Source organism: Nocardia pseudovaccinii, from assembly GCF_050942345.1.
Classification (GTDB): Bacteria; Actinomycetota; Actinomycetes; order Mycobacteriales; family Mycobacteriaceae; genus Nocardia; species Nocardia pseudovaccinii.
The window spans coordinates 9384174-9404274 of record NZ_CP192074.1 but is presented as its reverse complement, the minus strand read 5'-3'; the positions used below and the strand labels follow the sequence as shown (position 1 = coordinate 9404274).

20 protein-coding genes are annotated in these 20101 nt (G+C 65.7%); 13 read left to right on the top strand and 7 right to left on the bottom strand.

Features of this window, described 5'->3' with window-relative positions:
• Positions 1-89 precede the first annotated feature (89 nt).
• The 7 genes from clpB (at position 90) to ACQPZ2_RS42225 (ending at position 8694) form a co-directional block, all read left to right on the top strand.
• A complete protein-coding gene (gene clpB, locus ACQPZ2_RS42255) occupies positions 90-2648 on the top strand; it encodes an ATP-dependent chaperone ClpB (RefSeq protein WP_433523434.1) in 2559 nt (852 codons plus the stop codon).
• Between the two features lie 729 nt (positions 2649-3377).
• Complete coding sequence (locus ACQPZ2_RS42250; RefSeq protein WP_433523433.1) at positions 3378-4205, top strand: DUF5666 domain-containing protein; 828 nt, start codon at positions 3378-3380, stop codon at positions 4203-4205.
• A 56-nt stretch (positions 4206-4261) separates the two neighbouring features.
• Entirely contained in the window at positions 4262-5395 is a 1134-nt protein-coding gene (locus ACQPZ2_RS42245; RefSeq protein ID WP_433523432.1) for a hypothetical protein, read from the top strand.
• Between the two features lie 38 nt (positions 5396-5433).
• A complete protein-coding gene (locus tag ACQPZ2_RS42240; protein WP_245721158.1) occupies positions 5434-6225 on the top strand; it encodes an SDR family NAD(P)-dependent oxidoreductase in 792 nt (263 codons plus the stop codon).
• A 5-nt stretch (positions 6226-6230) separates the two neighbouring features.
• Positions 6231-6797: an orotate phosphoribosyltransferase gene (gene pyrE / locus ACQPZ2_RS42235; RefSeq protein ID WP_063044806.1), complete on the top strand. Its 567-nt coding sequence runs from the start codon at positions 6231-6233 to the stop codon at positions 6795-6797.
• 146 nt (positions 6798-6943) lie between these two features.
• The gene (locus tag ACQPZ2_RS42230; protein WP_063044805.1) at positions 6944-8002 is read left to right on the top strand and encodes a beta-ketoacyl-ACP synthase 3; all 1059 of its coding nucleotides are present in this window, start codon (positions 6944-6946) and stop codon (positions 8000-8002) included.
• The gene (locus ACQPZ2_RS42225; protein ID WP_433523431.1) at positions 8002-8694 is read left to right on the top strand and encodes a lysoplasmalogenase; all 693 of its coding nucleotides are present in this window, start codon (positions 8002-8004) and stop codon (positions 8692-8694) included. Before ACQPZ2_RS42230 ends, ACQPZ2_RS42225 begins: the two co-directional genes overlap by 1 nt.
• 60 nt (positions 8695-8754) lie before the next feature.
• Here ACQPZ2_RS42225 and ACQPZ2_RS42220 read toward each other — a convergent pair whose 3' ends face one another.
• The 3 genes from ACQPZ2_RS42220 to ACQPZ2_RS42210 all read right to left on the bottom strand — a co-directional run bounded on the left by ACQPZ2_RS42220 (position 8755) and on the right by ACQPZ2_RS42210 (position 11352).
• Entirely contained in the window at positions 8755-9207 is a 453-nt protein-coding gene (locus tag ACQPZ2_RS42220) for a DUF3592 domain-containing protein (RefSeq protein ID WP_040696927.1), read from the bottom strand.
• A gap of 130 nt (positions 9208-9337) precedes the next feature.
• Positions 9338-9991 carry a LuxR C-terminal-related transcriptional regulator gene (locus ACQPZ2_RS42215; RefSeq protein ID WP_063044803.1) on the bottom strand — a complete coding sequence of 218 codons (654 nt, stop codon included), beginning with the start codon at positions 9989-9991 and terminating at the stop codon, positions 9338-9340.
• A complete protein-coding gene (locus ACQPZ2_RS42210) occupies positions 9988-11352 on the bottom strand; it encodes a sensor histidine kinase (RefSeq protein ID WP_433523430.1) in 1365 nt (454 codons plus the stop codon). The genes ACQPZ2_RS42215 and ACQPZ2_RS42210 overlap by 4 nt, the downstream gene beginning before the upstream one ends.
• A gap of 95 nt (positions 11353-11447) precedes the next feature.
• Here ACQPZ2_RS42210 and ACQPZ2_RS42205 point away from each other — a divergent pair, with 95 nt between their 5' ends.
• The 3 genes from ACQPZ2_RS42205 (at position 11448) to ACQPZ2_RS42195 (ending at position 13711) form a co-directional block, all read left to right on the top strand.
• The gene (locus tag ACQPZ2_RS42205; protein WP_063044812.1) at positions 11448-11786 is read left to right on the top strand and encodes a hypothetical protein; all 339 of its coding nucleotides are present in this window, start codon (positions 11448-11450) and stop codon (positions 11784-11786) included.
• Positions 11787-11824: 38 nt separating this feature from the next.
• The gene (locus ACQPZ2_RS42200; RefSeq protein WP_387286528.1) at positions 11825-12505 is read left to right on the top strand and encodes a TrmH family RNA methyltransferase; all 681 of its coding nucleotides are present in this window, start codon (positions 11825-11827) and stop codon (positions 12503-12505) included.
• Positions 12506-12622: 117 nt separating this feature from the next.
• The gene (locus ACQPZ2_RS42195) at positions 12623-13711 is read left to right on the top strand and encodes a glycoside hydrolase family 76 protein (RefSeq protein ID WP_084509135.1); all 1089 of its coding nucleotides are present in this window, start codon (positions 12623-12625) and stop codon (positions 13709-13711) included.
• A gap of 3 nt (positions 13712-13714) precedes the next feature.
• On the opposite strand, the gene ACQPZ2_RS42190 is transcribed toward ACQPZ2_RS42195, so the two are convergent.
• Both ACQPZ2_RS42190 and ACQPZ2_RS42185 read right to left on the bottom strand, forming a co-directional pair.
• Complete coding sequence (locus tag ACQPZ2_RS42190; protein ID WP_174566280.1) at positions 13715-14398, bottom strand: DedA family protein; 684 nt, start codon at positions 14396-14398, stop codon at positions 13715-13717.
• Between the two features lie 19 nt (positions 14399-14417).
• A complete protein-coding gene (locus ACQPZ2_RS42185) occupies positions 14418-15077 on the bottom strand; it encodes a DedA family protein (protein WP_084509133.1) in 660 nt (219 codons plus the stop codon).
• Between the two features lie 324 nt (positions 15078-15401).
• On the opposite strand from ACQPZ2_RS42185, the gene fbaA reads away from it, so the two are divergent.
• Positions 15402-16436, top strand: coding sequence for a class II fructose-bisphosphate aldolase (gene fbaA, locus ACQPZ2_RS42180; RefSeq protein ID WP_063044797.1), 1035 nt, complete (start codon positions 15402-15404; stop codon positions 16434-16436).
• 31 nt (positions 16437-16467) lie between these two features.
• Positions 16468-17586 (top strand): BTAD domain-containing putative transcriptional regulator, encoded by a 1119-nt coding sequence (locus ACQPZ2_RS42175; protein WP_063044796.1) that lies wholly within the window; start codon positions 16468-16470, stop codon positions 17584-17586.
• A 4-nt stretch (positions 17587-17590) separates the two neighbouring features.
• On the opposite strand, the gene ACQPZ2_RS42170 is transcribed toward ACQPZ2_RS42175, so the two are convergent.
• Entirely contained in the window at positions 17591-17929 is a 339-nt protein-coding gene (locus ACQPZ2_RS42170; RefSeq protein WP_433523429.1) for an excalibur calcium-binding domain-containing protein, read from the bottom strand.
• A 43-nt stretch (positions 17930-17972) separates the two neighbouring features.
• On the bottom strand, positions 17973-18341 hold the full coding sequence (locus tag ACQPZ2_RS42165; protein WP_433523428.1) for an excalibur calcium-binding domain-containing protein: 369 nt from the start codon (positions 18339-18341) through the stop codon (positions 17973-17975).
• A gap of 300 nt (positions 18342-18641) precedes the next feature.
• Between ACQPZ2_RS42165 and ACQPZ2_RS42160 the strand changes: the two genes are divergently transcribed.
• Positions 18642-20096 carry a DUF4185 domain-containing protein gene (locus ACQPZ2_RS42160; protein WP_433527676.1) on the top strand — a complete coding sequence of 485 codons (1455 nt, stop codon included), beginning with the start codon at positions 18642-18644 and terminating at the stop codon, positions 20094-20096.
• The last annotated feature ends 5 nt before the right edge of the window (positions 20097-20101 follow it).

Sequence of the window (20101 nt, the reverse complement as noted above, 5' to 3'; positions counted from 1 at the left end):
TTCAAGTGTCGAAAAAATCAAAGTTGAGTGGAACAGACTCAACCTTTCGGACGTTGGATAGTGCGAATCGACTAGTAGGAAGGTGACTTGTGGACTCGTTCAATCCCACCACCAAGACCCAGGCGGCCCTGACCGCCGCCCTGCAGGCCGCCTCGGCCGCGGGCAATCCGGAGATTCGTCCGGCGCACTTGCTGGTGGCGTTGCTGGATCAAACCGATGGCATCGCCGCCCCCTTGCTCAAGGCTGTCGCGGTAGATCCGGCGACCATTCGACGCGAGGCGCAGGACATCGTGGACAAACTGCCGCGAGCGACCGGTGCGACCACCACACCCCAACTCGGCCGCGAGGCACTGGCCGCGATCACCGCCGCCCAGCGCCTGGCCACCGAACTCGGCGACGAATACGTCTCCACCGAACACGTCATGGTCGGCCTGGCCGAGGGCGATTCGGAGGTGACCATGCTGCTGAAGAAGTACGGCGCGACCCCCGATGCGCTGCGTGAGGCATTCACCACCGTACGCGGCAGCGCGCGGGTCACCAGCGCCGATCCGGAGGGCAGCTACCAAGCGCTGGAGAAGTATTCGACCGATCTCACCGCGGCGGCCCGTGCGGGCAAGCTCGATCCGGTCATCGGGCGCGACACCGAAATCCGTCGTGTCGTACAGGTTTTGAGCCGTCGCACCAAGAACAACCCGGTGCTGATCGGTGAACCAGGCGTCGGCAAGACCGCGATCGTCGAGGGCCTTGCCCAGCGCATCGTGGCCGGTGACGTGCCGGAATCGTTGCGCGGCAAGTCCGTCGTCTCGCTCGACCTCGGCGCGATGGTGGCCGGCGCGAAGTATCGCGGTGAATTCGAGGAGCGGCTGAAGGCCGTACTCGAAGAGATCAAAAGCAGTGCGGGACAGATCATCACGTTCATCGACGAGCTGCACACCATTGTCGGCGCGGGCGCGACCGGCGAATCGGCGATGGATGCGGGAAATATGATCAAGCCGATGCTGGCACGCGGTGAGCTGCGCCTGGTCGGCGCCACCACGCTGGAGGAATACCGCAAATTCATCGAGAAGGACGCCGCCCTGGAGCGCCGCTTCCAGCAGGTGCTGGTCGGTGAGCCGTCGGTGGAGGACACCATCGGCATCCTGCGCGGCATCAAGGATCGCTACGAGGTGCACCACGGTGTGCGCATCACCGACTCCGCACTGGTCGCCGCCGCCACGCTCAGCGACCGGTACATCACTTCCCGGTTCCTACCGGATAAGGCGATCGATCTGGTCGACGAGTCGGCGTCGCGGCTGCGCATGGAAATCGACTCGCGCCCAGTGGAAATCGACGAGGTCGAGCGTGCGGTGCGCAGGCTGGAGATCGAAGAGGTCGCGCTGGAAAAGGAGACCGACGCGGCATCCAAGCAGCGCCTGGACAAGTTGCGCCAGGAACTCGCCGACGACCGCGAGAAGCTCAACCAGCTGATGACCCGCTGGCAGAACGAGAAGAGCGCTATCGACCAGGTGCGCGTCCTCAAGGAGGAATTGGAATCCCTGCGCGGTGAATCCGAACGCGCCGAGCGCGATGGTGATCTCGGCAAGGCCGCGGAACTGCGCTACGGGCGCATACCGGCGCTGGAGAAGCAGCTCGCCGAGGCCGAAAAGGCTTCCGCCAAAGCCGCTGACGGCGAAGTGATGCTCAAGGAGGAGGTCGGCCCCGACGATATCGCCGAGGTGGTCTCGTCCTGGACCGGTATTCCGGTCGGCCGGATGATGGAGGGCGAAACCCAGAAGCTGCTGCGGATGGAGCAGGAGCTGGGCAAGCGCGTGGTCGGCCAGACCGAGGCGGTGCAGGCGGTTTCCGATGCGGTGCGCCGGGCGCGCGCCGGTGTCGCGGATCCGAACCGGCCGACGGGTTCGTTCATGTTCGTCGGCCCGACCGGTGTCGGTAAGACCGAGCTGGCAAAGGCGTTGGCGGACTTCCTGTTCGACGACGAACGCGCCATGGTCCGCATCGATATGAGCGAGTACAGCGAGAAGCACTCGGTCGCCCGGCTCGTCGGCGCTCCGCCCGGCTATGTCGGTTACGACCAGGGCGGTCAGCTGACCGAGGCGGTCCGGCGTCGGCCCTACACCGTCGTGCTCTTCGACGAGATCGAGAAGGCACATCCCGATGTCTTCGACATCCTGCTCGCCGTACTCGACGAGGGCCGCCTGACCGATGGCCAGGGCCGCACCGTCGACTTCCGCAACACCATCCTCATCCTGACCTCGAATCTGGGTGCGGGTGGCGATCCGGAGTTCGTCATGAACGCGGTGCGCTCGGCCTTCAAACCGGAGTTCCTGAACCGCCTCGACGATGTGGTCATGTTCCACGCCCTCGACGAGGAGCAGCTGGAATCCATCGTCGATATCCAGCTCGACCAGCTGCAGAAGCGGCTGTCGCAGCGCAGGCTGAAGCTGGACGTCAGCGATTCGGCCCGGTTCTGGCTCGCCGTGCGCGGCTATGACCCGGTCTACGGCGCCCGCCCGCTTCGCAGGCTGATCCAGCAGGCCATCGGCGATACCCTCGCCAAGGAGCTGCTCGCGGGCGAGGTCACCGACGGCGACACCGTCGCTGTCAACGTGAGCCCGAACGGCGAAAGTCTCATCGTCGGGCGCGGCTGACCGAGATGGCCCAGCCTGCGATCAACCCGCAGCTGGGTATCTCCGGTAACCACGACGGAGTGAGTCTTACGAGCGACGTTCGCGGCCCGTCTCGCGTGCGAGTCGTCGAAGCGCATGCGCGGGTCTCACCTATCCGGCGCGTGTATGTCAGGTGCCGGACGTGCCGCCATCAGCGACCACGACGGAGTGAGTCTTACGAGCGACGTTCGCGGCCCGTCTCGCGTGCGAGTCGTCGAAGCGCATGCGCGGGTCTCACCTATCCGGCGCGTGTATGTCAGGTGCCGGACGTGCCGCCATCAGCGACCACGACGGAGTGAGTCTTACGAGCGACGTTCGCGGCCCGTCTCGCGTGCGAGTCGTCGAAGCGCATGCGCGGGTCTCACCTATCCGGCGCGTGTATGTCAGGTGCCGGACGTGCCGCCATCAGCGACCACGACGGAGTGAGTCTTACGAGCGACGTTCGCGGCCCGTCTCGCGTGCGAGTCGTCGAAGCGCATGCGCGGGTCTCACCTATCCGGCGCGTGTATGTCAGGTGCCGGACGTGCCGCCATCAGCGACCACGACGGAGTGAGTCTTACGAGCGACGTTCGCGGCCCGTCTCGCGTGCGAGCCGTCGAAGCGCATGCGACGAAGTCGCGAGTCTCGACGGCTCGGACGCGAGACACCAGGGGGCCGCGAACACGCCGCGCCGAAGGCGCGGCCAAAGACACAGAGCCTACGCTGGAGGCCATGAGTAGTCCCAACGATCCCTGGGCACAGCGACCGGAGGATGCGCCGACGGAACATATCGGTCCGTCGGGTAAGTCGGGATTTCAGCCTTCGTCGTCTACGACGGAATACACCGAGGCGTTCGGCCACGGCGATGCGACCTCGGTCTATCCATCGACCGAACAATACGAGCCGTGGGGGCCGCCGCCGGTCAATGCCACCAAGGAGTTCCCGCCGTACGAGAGCCAGGTCCAGTGGGGCGGGCAGGAAAGTGGCGCGTGGCGGGAGCCGACCCAGGTCGGTGCATACGGCCAGCCCGGCGCGCAGTATCCGCCCGGCCCGCCGGGTGGACCCCTACCCCCGGATCAGCAACCGCCGCGTAAGCGCAATACCGGGCTGTGGACCGCCCTCGGAGTCGGCGTGATTCTGCTGATCGGCGCGGTCAGCGTGCTCGCGGGCGTGCTGATGGGCGGTAAGGACACCTCGTCGAGCTCCGCCGCGAGCACCTCGGCCTTCCCGACCGCGGGCCGATCCCCCGTGCCCTCGGGCGGTCCATCGACCACTCAGGTCCTGCCGAGCATTCCGGGACTCGGCGGCATCGATAACCTCGGCGCGACCATGGGCACCATCAAAGCCAATGCCGGTGGCCAATTGACCCTCGACACCATCGGCGGATCCGCCGTGACGGTGCGCACCACCGACAAGACCCAGGTGATCTCGTTGACCGGGTCCAAGGCATCCGATCTTCCGGTCGGCGACATGGTCGTGGTGCAGGGCGATAAGGCCGCGGACGGTTCGATCGACGCGAAGATCATCATCAGTACCGCACTGCCCGGGGGCACGCGGTGAAATATCAGCGGGCAGTAATGCGCAATAGCCCTGTCGGCTCTATAGGGTAGGCGACGATGACGGCAATGTGGTTCGGGTTGGCGGCGATCGCGCTCGTTGGTGCGATCGTGCTGCTGTATTTCGATCGGGTCCAGCGACAGCGGACCGGTCATGCGCGCCAGGTGTGGGCGAAGGCGCAGGGCTATACGTATGTGTCGGTGGAACCGGCGCTGGCGTCCACTTGGCGCCGCGGTGCGTTGGCCAAGCTCGGCTACCTGTCCGCGGTGGATGTGGTGTCCGGCATCCGCAAGGGCGAGAAATTCGTCCTCTTCGATCTGGAAGACGCGGCGACGCTGGTCGCGGTGCGCAGGCAGATCGGCTCCGATATCGATGTGGATATGCGGCTCAAGACCGCGTCCCCGCCGAAGGACGCCGATCTGGAACTACTCGGTGCGATCGGCGATCGGGTGGTGTTCGCGACCAATCCGGAAATCGCCAGGCACGCGGTCGACCAGCGCATGGTCGCCTTCATCGAATCGCTGCCCGATAGCGTCCAGATGCTGTGGAGTGAGGGCAACTGGACCCTCGGCATGCTGAATGTCGGGACGGTGGCCAAGGATTGGGAGACCGCCATCGATGCGGTGCTTCGCCTGTCCGGTCTGCTGCATGTGCTGCCGCCGGTCAGCGATGCGCGCGGGGTGGATTCCGGTGGTCACGATCCGGGACGGCCGCATCCGCGCAAGCGCGCGGACGAGCGGGACGAGGCGGACAGTCCGGTGGCCGCGCGGGTCGCGTCGGCGGATCTGCGCAAGGGCGAGGATTTCGACGACGACTACGAGGCCTCCGCCTACGACGAATCGTCTTATGACGAAGACGATTTCGACCGGCCGAAGTACCGCGAGTACTCCGACGACGACTATTACGACGACGAACCGGCCGCCGAACCGGTGACCCCTGAGCCGCCCCGGCGCCCCAGTCTCGCGGTCGTCCCCGACTCCCGCTCGCGGGCCCGCGACGAGCGCTGGGCAGCCGAACCGGAGGACGACTGGTCGCCGGAGGACCGTCCGGCCCAGCGCAAACCCGCGAAGCCCGAGCCCGTCCGATCCGAGCCGGATGCGGACGATTGGCCGTCGGCAGAGCACACACCGGAACCGCCCGGCGGTCCGTTCCACCCGGGATTCCGCCCGTACCAGGGACCCGTGCCGCAGTGAGCGGGCATGACGCCCTCTCGACACCGATTGTCCAACCTGTGCGCCTGCCCGGTGCCACCCGCCCCGTCGCGCTGATCACCGGACCGACCTCCGGCATCGGGCACGGATTCGCCGTGCGTTTGGCCACACTCGGCTACGACCTGGTGCTCGTCGCCCGCGACACGGACCGGCTGAACGCACTCGCCGCGGAATTCGAGCGGAAATTCGCGACCCGTTCGGAGGTGCTCGTCGCCGACCTGGCCAAGGCCGACGATCGGGATCGGGTGTTGACCCGCGCCGCCGACGGCATCGAATTCCTGGTCAACAATGCCGGATTCGGTCAGTCGGGGGAGTTCTGGACGCAGCCGCCCGCCGAGGTCCAAGCTCAACTCGATGTCAATGTCACCGCGGTGGTGCAGCTCACCAGGGCCGCGCTGCCATCGATGCTCGCGGCCGCGAAGGGTTCCATCGTCAATGTGGCCAGCGTCGCGGGTCTGATCCCCGGACGCGGCTCGACCTATTCGGCTTCGAAGGCCTACGTCGTATCCTTCACGGAAGGGCTGGCGGGTGGACTGGCTGGAACGGGAGTCCGGGTCCAAGCCCTGTGCCCCGGATTCGTGCACACCGAATTCCACGAGCGGGCCGGTATCGAGATGTCCTCGCTGCCGAAAAAGCTGTGGCTGAGCGTCGACCAGGTGGTCGCCGGTTCGCTACGTGATCTGGAGAAGGACCGGGTGCTCAGCGTGCCCGGGGTGCAGTACAAAGTGCTAACCACCGCCGCCGGGATGATCCCGCGAGCCCTGGCGGCCCGACTGAATCGCGGCATGTTCAACGCACGCGGAAGGACTTGACAGACATGATCGACCAGGCGAACAAGGCCACCGTTTCGACGGACGACCGAGATAGATTGGCCGCATTGGTGCGCGAGCTCGCCGTCGTGCACGGCCGCGTGACGCTGTCCTCTGGCAAAGAGGCCGACTACTACGTCGACCTGCGCCGCGCCACCCTGCACCACGGTGCCGGACCGCTCATCGGCAAGTTGCTGCGCGAACTGGTGGCGGACTGGGATTTCGAGGCCGTCGGCGGACTCACCATGGGCGCGGATCCGGTCGCACTGGCCGTCATGCACGCACCCGGCCGTCCGATCGACGCCTTCGTGGTGCGTAAAGCCGCCAAGACGCACGGCATGCAGCGCCAGATCGAGGGCCCGGACATCGTCGGCAAGCGGGTGCTCGTCGTCGAGGACACCACGACCACCGGAAATTCGCCGCTGACCGCCGTGCGCGCACTGCGCGAGGCCGGTGCGACCGTCGTCGGCGTCGCGACCGTGGTGGACCGGGAGACCGGCGCCGATCAGGTAATCGCCGCGGAGGGCTTGGAGTACCGGTCCATCCTGGGATTGAAGGATCTGGCCCTCGGTTAAGCTGCGAATGCGGTCCTGGGTCGCCATCGCTGGTGGTCGGCGCTTCGCATTGCGCTGAAACGCCGACAGCGGTGCGACTCGATAAAAGGACGTATACGTCGAGCGCGATGAGGCGTTCGAGACAGTGAAGGGTCGTGGAGTTACCTGTGGTGAGCATTGCAGTCAATAAGAGCCGTGCGAATGTCGCGATGCTCGGCATCGGTGCTTACCGTCCGAAACGCCTGGTCAGCAATGAAGAGGTGTGCGAGGTTCTCGACTCGACCCCGGAGTGGATCTATGAGCGCACCGGTGTGCGCAACCGTCGGTGGATCAGCGGTGAGGAAACGCTGCAGTCGATTTCGGCGGCCGCCGGTGAGCGGGCGATCGTCAACAGCGGCATCGACCGGTCCAAGATCGGCGCGCTGATCCTGGCCACCTCGAGCTGGTTGACGCTGACCCCGCACGGCGCCCCCAAGGTCGCCAACGACCTGGGGATGAACGGCATCGCGGCCTTCGATCTGACCTCCGGCTGCGGCGGTTTCGGCTACGGCCTCGGCGTCGCCGCCGACCTGATTCGTTCCGGATCGGCCGAATATGTGCTGCTCATCGGTGCCGAGACGATGACGGTCGGACTCGATCCGACCGATCGCGGCACCGCGATGATCTTCGGCGACGGTGCGGGTGCGGTGGTGGTCGGCCCGAGCGAGGAGAACGGCATCTCCCCGACGGTCTGGGGCAGCGACGGCGAGAATGCCTCGGCGATCGAGCAGGACGTGAACTTCCTCGAATACATGGAGAAGGCACAGCGGCTGCAGGGCACCGATCCGGCCGTCGAGCCCATCGGCCGGATGTCGCTGCGGATGGAGGGCCCGCGGGTATTCCGTTGGGCGGCGGTCACTTTGCCGCGTGCGCTGGCCTCGGCGCTCGAGGTCTCCGGTGTCTCCAAGGAAGATATCGAGGTCTTCATTCCGCATCAGGCCAATGCACGCATCAACGAGCTGATGAAGAAGAACCTCGGGCTGGCCGATGACATCCCGGTGGCCAATGACATCGAGAACACCGGCAACACCTCCGCCGCATCCATCCCGTTGGCGATGGAGGAGATGCTGGTGACCGGTAAGGCCAAGGGCGGCCAGGTGGCGCTGCTGCTCGGCTTCGGTGCGGGGCTGAGCTATGCGGGCCAGGTTGTCACGCTGCCGCCCGCCCCGAAAGAGCCGAGCTTCTGATGGTGCGACCGTTGCGAGCCGCATTTCTGGCGGCAGCGGCGGCGACCGTGTACGGCGCGGTCACCGGCCGCGAGAAGGTGCAATGGGTTGCGAAGCCGCTGCTGATGCCGCTGTTGGCGGCGGATGTGGCGACCGATCAGGCGGTGTTGGAGCCGGTTGATCGGACAGTTCTGCTGGGTTCGCTCGGTGCCGCGACCATCGGTGATGTGCTGCTGATCGAGCCGGACAACGATCGGCGGCTGATCGCTGGGGCGTCTTCGTTCGCGGTGATGCAGACCGGATATTCGGTGCTTTGGTGGCGCAGCGGTGGGCGGCCGCGTCCGGAGATCGCGGTGCCACGGGTGTTGGCCTGGCTCGGTGCCGCACTGCTGATGCGGGCCAAGGCGCCGACCGTGGCGGCTCCGCTGACGGCCTACGGTGCGACGCTGGGTGGTGCGGCGGTGCTCGCCTCCGATCCCGGATTGGCCCCGGACGCGAAAAATGTTGGCGGACTGAATATTCCGAGTGCCGATCCGCGTAGCCGGGTCGGTCTGGGTGCACTGCTGTTCACGGTTTCCGATGGGTTGATCGTGCTGCGGCGGCTGTTCGCGCGGAGCGAGCGTTCCCGGCGGGTCACCGAGGGTGTCATCCTGGCTACTTACGCGGCCGCGCAATATCTGCTCGCGGATCCGCGAGCGCACGCGCGGGACTGACCTGCGCCCGTCGATTCGGCGAAATGCCGGGTCGGCCTGGTCCGCGCGGGTGGTCGAAAGCTATTGCCCCAGAACGAGAATGATCCGATCGCGATTTTGCGGATCGACCCGGATGGAGATGGTCTCGCCGACCGCCAGTCGCGGCTTGTCGGCCGGGGTGACATCGAAAACAATAGTGCCACGGTAACTTTCGGATCCCGGCACAACGAGCTCCAGATCGAATTCGGTCAGTTCGGTGTGATGATCGGTGCGCTGCAGCGTATGGGCGCCCTCGATGGTCGCCCATCCCTCCAGTCCATGCCGCCACAACTGCCGATCCGCGCGCGACGGCCGAGCCGCCAATAGCATTCCGACGCCCACGCACGATCCGAACAGACCAACCAGCGCGACGATCTGGAATGGCTCGGTCCCCGGCGGCGTATGCGGTAGTAGCCAGCCCAGCCAGAATCCGAGCACGATCAAATACCCGGTGGTCACCCCGAGCACTGTGCGGAGAACGCGTGCGTGATCCATGCCAGCCTCCACCCGACTGCCCTGCACCTCCAGAATAGGACCGCCCACCCCACCGTGAACCCGCCTTGACCACAACCGTGACCTGCCCGCCCCCACCACACCCCAGCCCCCATTCTACGGATGACCCGGTTCAGCCCTTCAGGCGCAGGACTGCGAGGACTCGGCGGTGGTGGGTGTCCGACGGTGGCAGATCCAGTTTGGTGAAGATATTGCCGATGTGCTTTTCGACCGCGCGCTCGGTGACCGTGAGTGCGGTCGCGATCGCATTGTTCGACAGTCCCTGTGCCATCAGTTCGAGGACCTCACGCTCGCGGGGTGTCAGCCGGGCGAGCGAATCCTGTTGGCGTGCGGCACCCATCAACTGACTCACCACCTCCGGGTCGAGTGCGGTGCCGCCGGTGGCGACGCGGTCCAGGGCGTCGACGAAGTCGCGGACGTCGGCGACCCGATCCTTGAGCAGATAGCCGACGCCGTTCGCGCCACCGGCGAGAAGCTCAGTGGCATAGCGGGTTTCGATCCACTGGGAGAACACCAGCACGCCGGTAAGCGGATATTTGCGGCGCAACTCGATCGCCGCGAGCAGCCCCTCATCGGTGAAGGTCGGCGGCATCCGCACATCCACGACGGCCACATCGGGGTTGTGGGTGCCGACCACATCGCTCAAGGTAGTGGCGTCGCCGACGATGGCGACCACCTCGTGGCCACGCTCGGTCAGCAGCCCGGCCAGTCCGTCGCGCAGGATCGCATTGTCCTCGGCGATGACCACCCGCAACGGCGTACTCATCGTGGCCCGGCCGTCGGCAGCAGAATGGTCACCACGGTCGGCCCGCCGGTCGGACTGTGCACGGTCAGCGTGCCGTCCACCGCACGCGCCCGCGCGGCCAGTCCGGAAAGTCCGCTGCCCGCGACGTGTTCTCCGTCCATCGGCTGCAGTACACCACCGATTCCGTTGTCGCGCACGGAGACCGCGATGGTGTGCGCATCGGTCGGCACGACCGATACCCACGCGCCGGTGGCATTCGCATGTTTGACCACATTGGTGAGCAGTTCGGCAACCGAGAAGTAGGCGATCGCCTCGATCGCGGGATTCGGCCGCTGCGGCAGATGGACTCGCAGCTCCACCGGAACGGCACACCGCGAAGCCAGTGTTTCCAGTGCCGGGTCGAGCCCCAATTCGAGTGCGGGCGGATGGATTCCGCGCACCAGTTCACGCAATTCGGTCAGCGCCTCCTTGGCATTGGCGTGTGCGTCGGCGATCAGGTCGCGAGCGTCACCGCCGTGGGATATCCGCTCCTCGGCTCGGCCGAGGGCCATGGCGATGGTGACCAAGCGCGCTTGCGTGCCATCGTGCAGATCGCGCTCGACCCGGCGCAGCGTCGCCGCCGAATCCTCGACTGCCGCACGCCGACTCGCACGCAATTCGACCAATTGCCGGTCCCGCGCGGTCGCCGACAGCAAGGCGATGGTGAGCAGTCGGTGCACCCAGCACACCGCGCGCAGCAGCCACGGCAGTGCGAAGCAGCATATGATGCCGACCGCGGACATCAGCAAAACCCTTGGCCAAGTGTCGATATAGAAGGATCCGAATTGGGCCAGCGAATGGTGCTCGACGCCGTTGTCGTCGATATTCGTCGGATTGAACAGCACCCACGGGATGGGCGAGAGTGCGGTGAATACCGTCACGGCCACCACGATCAGCACGAGATAACCGCCGACCACACCGAGTACGGTCTGCGCGAACAGGAACAGAATGGCCCGCCAACTCGCGCGATCGGTGAACGCGCTCTTCAGAAATCCGAAAAAGCCCCGCTGCGAGACATACGGTGGCGGCGCGTCGACAGGCGTATCCAGCAGATCCCTGGCCAGCGCGCGATACACCTTCGCCCAGAGCCGCGTGCCCAGCATCACCAGTGCCAGAATCGGGATGCCGATCAAGAAGATCGAGGCGTACAAACCGCCGCCGAAACCGAAGAACAGATAGCAGACGGCGAGCATGCCGATCACGAAAACCGTGAATACATAGACGAGTTGTTTCCAGGTCCGGGCCTGGATCGGCGCCCGCAGTATCGCGCGCAGCACCTCTCGCGCGTCCGGACCGGTCGTGCCGGTGGGCGCGTCGAGCACGAGGGTTTGTGTCTCGGTCATGGACTCCATGGTTGTCGCGGGCACGGCGGCATTCGATCGAGCTGACCGCCGAATCGGAGGTGTGGCCAGCCACACCACCAACTACCATCCTGCGCATGAACTATCCGCCGCCACCGCAGTACGGTTCGCCGTACGGCTACCCAGCCTATGGTCCGCCGCAGGATCATCCGCAGGCCATCACGATCATGATCCTCGGCATTCTCGGCCTGCTGCTGTGCCAGTTCCTCGGCCCGGTCGCGTGGGTAATGGGTAAGAAGGCGCTCAACGAGATCGATGCGTCCGGCGGCGCCATCGGTGGTCGCGGCAGCGTCCAGGCCGGATATATCTGCGGCATGATCGCCTCGATACTGCTGATCCTGACCATTCTGTTCGTCATCCTGATGGTGGTCCTCGCCGCTGTCGGCGTCCTCGGCTCCTCGTCCTCGACGTACTGAATCACGGCGGCGGGGCGGCCGGAATTACCATCGTCGGGGTGAACCACCCCGCGCCGGATACGGCCGAGCAGCCAGGACCCACCGAATGGGGCGAGCACCCGCACGGTGTCGGACCATGGGCGCAGGAGCACGGGGAAGCCCCGCCGGAGGATCCCCACTACGATCCGGAGCTGCTTGCCGGCGGTGACCGCCGCAACGTCGTCGATGCCTACCGCTACTGGAAGCGCGAGGCGATCATCGCCGATATCGACCGCCGCAGGCATCCGTTCCACGTCGCCATCGAGAACTTCGGCCACGATGCGAATATCGGCACCGTGGTGCGCACCGCCAACGCTTTCGCCGCGGCCGCCGTGCACATCGTCGGCAGGCGGCGCTGGAATCGCCGCGGTGCCATGGTCACCGACCGCTATCAGCACATCGAACATCACACCGATATCGGCGAGCTACTCGCCTTCGCCGAGCGGGAAAACCTGACCGTGGTCGCCGTGGACAATGTGCCCGGCTCGGTTCCGCTGGAAACCGTCGAGTTGCCGCGCCGCTGCCTGCTGCTGTTCGGGCAGGAAGGGCCGGGTGTCACCGAACATGCCAAGGGCGCGGCGGCACTGACGGTTTCGATCGCGCAGTTCGGTTCGACCCGCAGTATCAATGCCGGAGTCGCGGCAGGCATCGCAATGCACGCATGGATCCGGCAACATGCCGATTTGACGTCAGCTTGGTAACGAAAAGATCGGTATTAAACGGGTCGAAGCTGGCACCATTGACCCATGACCTCGCGGAGTCCGGAAACCGGGCGCGATGCTGCCCCCACGCCCGCGCTGTGGTCCGAGCGCGCGGATATGGCCGAATCCGCGATCGTCTCTCGGCACCTACGCGCGCTATGGGCCGTCCCGGGAACCGAATTGGGTGTCGTCGGTTGGCCGGCCACCCGTCGTGAGCGGGCCTTCGCATCCTGGCACTACTGGTGGCAGGCGCATCTGATCGACTGCGCTGTCGATGCCGCCAACCGGGTGCCGACGCCGACGCGACGCAAGCGCATCGCCGCGATCGCGCGGGCGCATCGGCTGCGCAATATCACCGGCTGGACCAATAACTACTACGACGATATGGCCTGGCTGGCAATCGCTTTGGAGCGTGCCGAGCGAACCCAGGGCATCACCGAGGCGCGCGGCGGTCTGATCGCACTCGAGAAGGAGCTGTACGACGCCTGGGATCCGGCGCGTGGCGGCGGTGTGCCGTGGCGGGTCGGCGCGGACTATTTCAATGCCCCCGCCAACGGACCGGCCGCGATCGCGCTGCTGCGCCTCGGCCGCCACGTCCGCGCGCAGGAAATGGCGGACTGGATCGATACGACGTTGTACGACAAGGAATCCGGCCTGATCCTGGACGGCATCCACCTGCCCTCCGGCGAGATCGAGAGCCCGACCTTCACCTATTGCCAGGGCGTGGTGCTCGGCCTGGAAGCCGAACTCGCGGTGCACACCGGCGAGCCGCGCCACAGCGAACGGGTGCACCGGCTGCTCACCGCGGTCGAGGAGCAGATGACCACCAATGGGGTGATCAATGGCGGCGGTGGCGGCGACGGCGGCCTGTTCAACGGAATCCTGGCCCGCTATCTCGCGGTGGTCGCGCTGATGCTGCCCGGCGACGAGCGCGAACAGGTGGCCGACCGGCGGACCGCGGCGGCCATTGTGCGCGCCAGCGCCGCGGCCGCCTGGGCGAACCGGCTCGAGGTCGAGGGGGAACCGCTGTTCGGGCACGACTGGAGCAAGCCCGCCCAGTTACCCGGCGGCCGGTCCGGTGCCGGACATTTCACCGCAGGCGGTTCGGTGACCTCCTCGCGGGTGCCCGAACGCGATATGTCGGTGCAACTGTCGGGCTGGCTGCTGATGGAGGCGGCCTACCAGGTCAGCGCCGCCGGGCTGTAGGCGTCAGCACTCGGACTCCAGCACGCCGGTCGGCGCGGTTTCGAAATCGAAATCCTCGGCGGGTTTGGCGATCTCCTGGCGATAGTGCCGGATACCGATGGCGGTTCCGATGATCAGCCCGACCACCAGGGTGCCGATGACGCCTGGCATCAGCCACGGCACACGGTCCAGGAAACTGCCCGCGTAGTAGCCGATGAGCAGCAGCACCGGCGCCCAGATAATGGCGCCGACCGTGCTGGCCACGGTGTACTTGCGATGATCCATCCGCGCCGCGCCCGCGACCATCGGGCACAGCGTGCGGACCCATGGGATCCAGCGCGAAATGAGTACCGCGAGGAAGCCGTGCTTCTGCAGCAGTTCGGTGACCCGCTGCAGGTTGCGGGTGTTGATGTAGCGGCCGTTCTTCCTGGCCACCAGATGATGGCCGGTGCGATGCCCGATGACATAGCCGACCTGGTTGCCCGCGATGGCCGCGATCATCGCGCCGATGGACAACGCCCAGACATGGGCCTCACCCGCGGCGTTGGAGGCCATCACGATGCCCGCGGTGATGAGCATCGAATCCCCCGGCAGGAACAACCCGATGATCAACGCGCATTCGAGGAAGACGAAGGTCAGCACCACCGTCCAGACGAGCGCGGGCCCCGCCGAGGTCAGCGGATCGAAACTGCCCACTGCTAGGGGCAACTGCGCCGTGGACACCGGCTCAGTGGGTCGGCTCGTTCGTCGAGGCGGTCAGCGCGGCATCGTCGTGCTGAGCGGCCTCGTCCGCACCGCGGTTGAGCACCTTCTTGGCCACCGCGATGATGCCGGGCAGGATCGAGATAAGGACGATGAGCAGGAAGATCGGCTCGATGTTCTTGCGAATGAATTCGATATTGCCGAGGAAGTAGCCGAGCACCGTGACACCGCCGCCCCACAGGACGGCGCCGACGATGTCGAAGGTGACGAACTTGCGGTAATCCATCTTGGACACACCCGCAAGCACCGGCATGAACGTGCGCACGATCGGCACGAATCGGGCCAGGATGATCGTCTTCGGCCCGTGCTTTTCGAAGAAGGCATGCGTCTGGGTGACGTAATGCTTCTTGAACAACCGGGTGTCTTCCTTGTGGAACAGTGCGGGCCCGATGGCCCTGCCGATCCAATACGCGCATTGATCACCGGCGAAGGCGGTCACCATGACTGCGGGCAACAGGATCCAGATCGATACCGGCGGGTTGTCCGTCGCGGACAGCAGGCCGCCGGTGAACAGCAGCGAATCGCCCGGGAGGATCGGGAAGAGCAGGCCGGTCTCGATGAAGACGATCACCAGGATGGCCGGGAGCACCGCGTTCTTGAGCCACGTCTCCGTAAGCAGGTGCATCGGGTCCAGCAACTGGGTCAATGCGACGTTGCTCGTCACCGATTCTGTCGCTGCCAGCAGAATCACGCGGCCTCCTGTCCGGGGTACGGCTGGCCTGCATTGCTTGCCACCGCATCGGAAGCTGCCAGCGCAATTACGCGGCCAACAGTACCGGGTCCAACTGAGAAACCTCTTGCTGTGCGAAAAGTTCGCTTCGTCCGACCGGCCGGTCCGTATTGTCAACCCGCCTCACAGAGCGGTCCCCGCACACCGCGCGAAAGCCCGCTGGCCTACTCTGTGGGCTGACAGAATTGTCTTTTGCCGCACAACACGGAGGTCTTCACAGTGCCCATCGCGACTCCGGAGGTCTACGCCGAGATGCTCGGTCGGGCCAAAGCGAACTCCTTTGCCTTCCCGGCCATCAACTGCACCTCCTCGGAAACCGTCAACGCGGCCATCAAAGGCTTCGCCGACGCGGGCAGTGACGGCATCATCCAGTTCTCCACCGGCGGCGCGGAGTTCGGTTCGGGCCAGGGTGTGAAGGATATGGTCGTCGGCGCGGTCGCGCTGGCCGAATTCGCGCATGTGATCGCCGCGCGCTACGACGTGACCATCGCGCTGCACACCGATCACTGCCCCAAGGACAAGCTGGACACTTTCGTGCGGCCGCTGATCGCCATCTCTCAGGAGCGGGTGAACGCGGGCAAGAACCCGCTGTTCCAGTCGCACATGTGGGACGGCTCGGCGATCCCGATCGACGAGAACCTGGAGATCGCCAAGGAGCTGCTCAAGGCGACCAACGCCGCGAACATCATCCTCGAGGTCGAGATCGGCGTCGTCGGCGGTGAAGAGGACGGTGTCGAGGCCGAGATCAACGAGAAGCTCTACACCTCCCCCGAGGACTTCCAGAAGACCATCGACGCGCTCGGCGCGGGCGAGAACGGCAAGTACCTGCTCGCCGCGACCTTCGGCAATGTGCACGGCGTGTACAAGCCGGGCAATGTGGTGCTCAAGCCCGAGGTGCTGGCCGAGGGGCAGCGAGTCGCGGCGGCCAAGCTGGGTCTGGCGGCGGACGCGCAGCCGTTCGATTTCGTCTTCCACGGCGGTTCGGGCTCGCTGAAGTCGGAGATCGAGGATTCGCTGCGCTTCGGTGTGGTGAAGATGAACGTCGACACCGACACCCAGTACGCGTTCACCCGGCCGGTGGCCGCGCACATGTTCAGCAACTACGACGGTGTGCTCAAGATCGACGGCGAGGTCGGCAACAAGAAGGCCTACGATCCGCGCAGCTACCTGAAGAAGGCCGAATCGGCCATGGCGGCACGTGTCGTCGAGGCGTGCAATGATCTGAAGTCCGCGGGTCGCTCGATCAGCGCCTGACCCTATTTACCCTTCGGGGGGCATTGAGCACATGGTTTTGGATGTGCGCGTGCTCGGGCCCGTTCGATTGCTCGTCGGTGGTGAACCGGTGGCGGTCGGCGGGCCCAAGCCGCGAGCCTTGCTCGCCGCGCTGACCGTCAATCGACGGCGTGCGGTGGCTTCGGCTGCGCTGGCCGATATGGTCTGGAACGAGGATCCGCCCGATTCCTACGCCGCCAGCCTGCAGGTATTCGTCTCGAATATCCGTAAGGCACTGCGTAATTCGGGTGTGGATCCGGCCATGGTGCTGCGCACCGAATCATCCGGTTATCGACTCGAGATCCCGGAGGATGCCTGCGATCTCGGCCGCTTCGAGGCGGCCAGAGATGCTGGCACGCGCGCCGCCGAGGTCGGCGACCATGTGGGCGCGTCGCAACTGTTCGGAACTGCGTTGCGCGAGTGGAGCGGTCGGGCACTGGCCGATCTGGCCGGATTGCAGTTCGCCGACGGATTCGCCACCGCGATGGACGAGGAGCGGCTGCAGGCCGCCTCGGCTCGTATCGATGCCGAAATCGCCTGTGGGCGGGCGTCATCGGTGATCGGCGAGTTAGTCTCGATGACCAATGAGCATCCGCTGCGCGAACCGCTGTGGGGTCAGCTGATCACCGCGCTGTACCTATCCGGCCGACAGGCCGACGCGCTGGACGCGTGCCGTCGGGTACGCACGGTGCTCGCGGACGAACTCGGTATCGATCCTGGGCCGGTCCTGGTCGATCTCGAACAGCGGGTGCTGCGGCAGGAACCGCTGAGCACGATGGAACTCAAGCGCACCGAGCGGCTGGCCGCGGCGATGACCGAGACGGTCACCGAGATGCCGCGTGCGGTCCGCAGCGGTCAGCTGCGCATGCCGGACGGCCGGGTCACGGCAATCGCGCAGGGCGGCATGCGAATCGGCCGGATGACCGACAACGATCTGGTCCTCGACGATCCGAAGGCCAGTCGCTACCACGCGCACATCATGCCGAGCCGGGCCGGACTGCTGATCAAGGATCTGCATTCGGCCAACGGCGTGTACGTCAACGACGAGGCGATCGAGAGCGGCGCGCTGCTGGCCGACGGCGACAATATCCGCATCGGCGCAACGGTTCTGGTGTTCCAGGCCGTCCAGTAGTCGCTCAGTCGCAGGCGATGCCGTCCCCATCCGGATCCAGATACGGGTTGTACCCGGGCTGACCGCGATAGAGCGGCAACTTCCCCTCGGCCCGAACCTGATCGCAATCGGTGTAATACCTCGGCGACTCCTCCTCCGTCGACTTCTCCGGCGGCGGCACATTCGACCCCTTCGGCCCCGGCCGATAGGACGGCACCGGAAGCGAACTATCGGGCCCGGCAACGAATTGGACGGCAGACGAATCGGCGACGGCGATCGGCGACGCGATCGCGAGGCCGCCGATCACCAGACAAGCGGCGCCGAGCGCGGGCACGGCACGGCGACAGATCAGTGAAGCGTTCACACTCTCCATCCTGCTCCGCTTTCGGCGCCGATGTCAGTGCGCTTTATTCGCAGGCGATTCCGTCGTTGTCGCGGTCCAGGTGGGACGCGTATCCCGGGTCACCGCGGTGCAGCGGCGCCTTTCCCGCTCGGCGGACTTCGTCGCAGTTCTTGTAGTAGGGCGCCGGTTGGGTCTGCGGTGGTGGTGATTGTGGCGGTTGCACCTGGGGTGGTTGTGATTGCGGCGGGGGATTGCTCGGCAGGTTCTGTTGAGGTTGTGCGGGCGGGCAGAATTGGGCGGAGCCCGAGTTGCACAGCAGGTCGGTGAGTGGATCGGCGGTCGCCGTCGGTGCCGCGAATACGATGGCGGCGGAAGCGATCAGGATCGCCGAAGCGGTTCCGCGCAGCGACCTGGGGTGCAAAGCAGGCTTCATGGGTGTCCTCTGGTCGAATGAGAACCACCGGAGGCCCTTTGCTCCCCCGGTGGACGGCCACTCACCCCGACTCGAGTTGTCGTGTCGTGGACGGTAGCAGGCGGCTGGGCCGCGGTCCCGGAAATGGAGTAGGAGTTTCCTGTTAATTCTGGATGTCCATGCGGCGCATGGGTTATTCGGTCGGTAAGTCGGGCGGGGCGAAGCGGGCAAAACGGGTAGGGTCGGGCGCTGGTGCACAGCATCGCGGAGACCATTGATGCGGCGGGTGTCCAATTTGCGCGAGATATCGAGGGGTTGCGGATGGCTCGGCGGTGGGTTGCGGTGTTCGGTGCGGTCGTATGTGCGGCCGGGGCGTTGACGTGCGCGGCACGAGCCGGTGCCGCGCCGGAGGAGGTAGGGCCGGTGGCCGGGCCGTGTGTGACGGATCCGCCCGCGACGCATGAAGGCCTGGTACCCAAGACCCTCGATGTGCCGATTCCGTATCCGGTGATCACCGTGCTGCCGCCGGATCGGCCGGAGCCCGCGCCGGTTCGGACGCAGATGCGGTTGCCCTCGGATCCCTGCACGAATCCGTGCCCGGATCTGACCGACTTACCGGCACTGCCACCGAGTCCGGCGAGCCAGCTCGGCATTCCGGAAATTCTGTTGAGCCCCAAGCCTTTCCACTTCGCGATTCCGGGACCTGGACCGGATCCCGGTCAGGTGCCGCCGCCTCCGCCGCGGGTGGATCCGCCGATCGAACCCGCCCCTTCGACAGCGGCTCGGCCGACGCCACGGGTCGGCGCGGTCACCGAGGTGGCAAAGCAGACCGGCGCGAATTCGGTCAATCGGACCGATAAGCGCTGGCAGGTCGATGGCACCGATCTCGGCATCATGTGGGAGAGCGCACCGGGGGAGATCGCGACCGCATTCGGTGACACCGTCGGACGCGGCTTCCACCCGCCGGGTGGAATGGGATCGGATTGGCGCAGCAATGTGCTCGCATTCAGCACCGATCGCGATCTCACCGACGGGATGACCTACGACCGGATGGTGACCGACGACCGCTGCCACGCGGCCGAGGTGCTCGCCAGCCGCAAACTCGACAATGTCGAGGTCACCACGATTCCGACCTCCGGATTCGCACTCGGTGCGCGGCAGTACCTGAGCTATATGTCGATTCGCACCTGGAACAGCATTCCGGGCACGTTCTTCACCAATTACGGCGGCATCGCCTACTCCGATGATCACGGCCAGACGTGGACCAAAGATCCCTACGCGCGTTGGGACAACATCTTCGGCCTCGCGAATTTCCAAGTGAGCGCGATGGTTCCGCAGGGCGACTACGTATACATGTTCGGCACGCCCAATACCCGCCTCGGCTCGGTCGGCCTCGCGCGAGTGCCGAAGGATCAGCTCCTCAATACCACCGCATATCAGTACTGGCGAGACGGAAACTGGACGCCGGTAGGCGGATTCGGCTCCGCTAGCCCGATCGTCGACGCGCCCGTCGGTGAGTTGTCGGTGCGCTTCGACGCCTCCCGGAACGTCTGGCAGATGAGCTATCTGGATACCGCGAAAGCGGCACTGGTCGTCCGTGAAGCGAATTCACCGCAGGGCGTATGGTCCGATGGCGCACCGACAGTGACGGTGCGCGAATATCCCGAGTTGTACGGCGGATTCATCCACCCCTGGTCCTCGGGTCCTGACCTGTACTTCAACGTTTCGACCTGGAGCGACTACAACGTCTATCTCGTGCACGCGACCATCGAATGAGGTTG

Bases quoted from the DNA above. Each gene is read 5' to 3' on its own strand.
- ACQPZ2_RS42250 (WP_433523433.1), top strand. From the start codon at position 3,378: ATGAGTAGTCCCAACGATCCCTGGGCACAGCGACCGGAGGATGCGCCG.
- ACQPZ2_RS42245 (WP_433523432.1), top strand. From the start codon at position 4,262: ATGACGGCAATGTGGTTCGGGTTGGCGGCGATCGCGCTCGTTGGTGCG.
- pyrE (WP_063044806.1), top strand. From the start codon at position 6,231: ATGATCGACCAGGCGAACAAGGCCACCGTTTCGACGGACGACCGAGAT.
- ACQPZ2_RS42225 (WP_433523431.1), top strand. From the start codon at position 8,002: ATGGTGCGACCGTTGCGAGCCGCATTTCTGGCGGCAGCGGCGGCGACC.
- ACQPZ2_RS42220 (WP_040696927.1), bottom strand. From the start codon at position 9,207: ATGGATCACGCACGCGTTCTCCGCACAGTGCTCGGGGTGACCACCGGG.
- ACQPZ2_RS42215 (WP_063044803.1), bottom strand. From the start codon at position 9,991: ATGAGTACGCCGTTGCGGGTGGTCATCGCCGAGGACAATGCGATCCTG.
- ACQPZ2_RS42210 (WP_433523430.1), bottom strand. From the start codon at position 11,352: ATGACCGAGACACAAACCCTCGTGCTCGACGCGCCCACCGGCACGACC.
- ACQPZ2_RS42205 (WP_063044812.1), top strand. From the start codon at position 11,448: ATGAACTATCCGCCGCCACCGCAGTACGGTTCGCCGTACGGCTACCCA.
- ACQPZ2_RS42195 (WP_084509135.1), top strand. From the start codon at position 12,623: ATGGCCGAATCCGCGATCGTCTCTCGGCACCTACGCGCGCTATGGGCC.
- ACQPZ2_RS42185 (WP_084509133.1), bottom strand. From the start codon at position 15,077: ATGCACCTGCTTACGGAGACGTGGCTCAAGAACGCGGTGCTCCCGGCC.
- ACQPZ2_RS42175 (WP_063044796.1), top strand. From the start codon at position 16,468: ATGGTTTTGGATGTGCGCGTGCTCGGGCCCGTTCGATTGCTCGTCGGT.
- ACQPZ2_RS42165 (WP_433523428.1), bottom strand. From the start codon at position 18,341: ATGAAGCCTGCTTTGCACCCCAGGTCGCTGCGCGGAACCGCTTCGGCG.
- ACQPZ2_RS42160 (WP_433527676.1), top strand. From the start codon at position 18,642: ATGGCTCGGCGGTGGGTTGCGGTGTTCGGTGCGGTCGTATGTGCGGCC.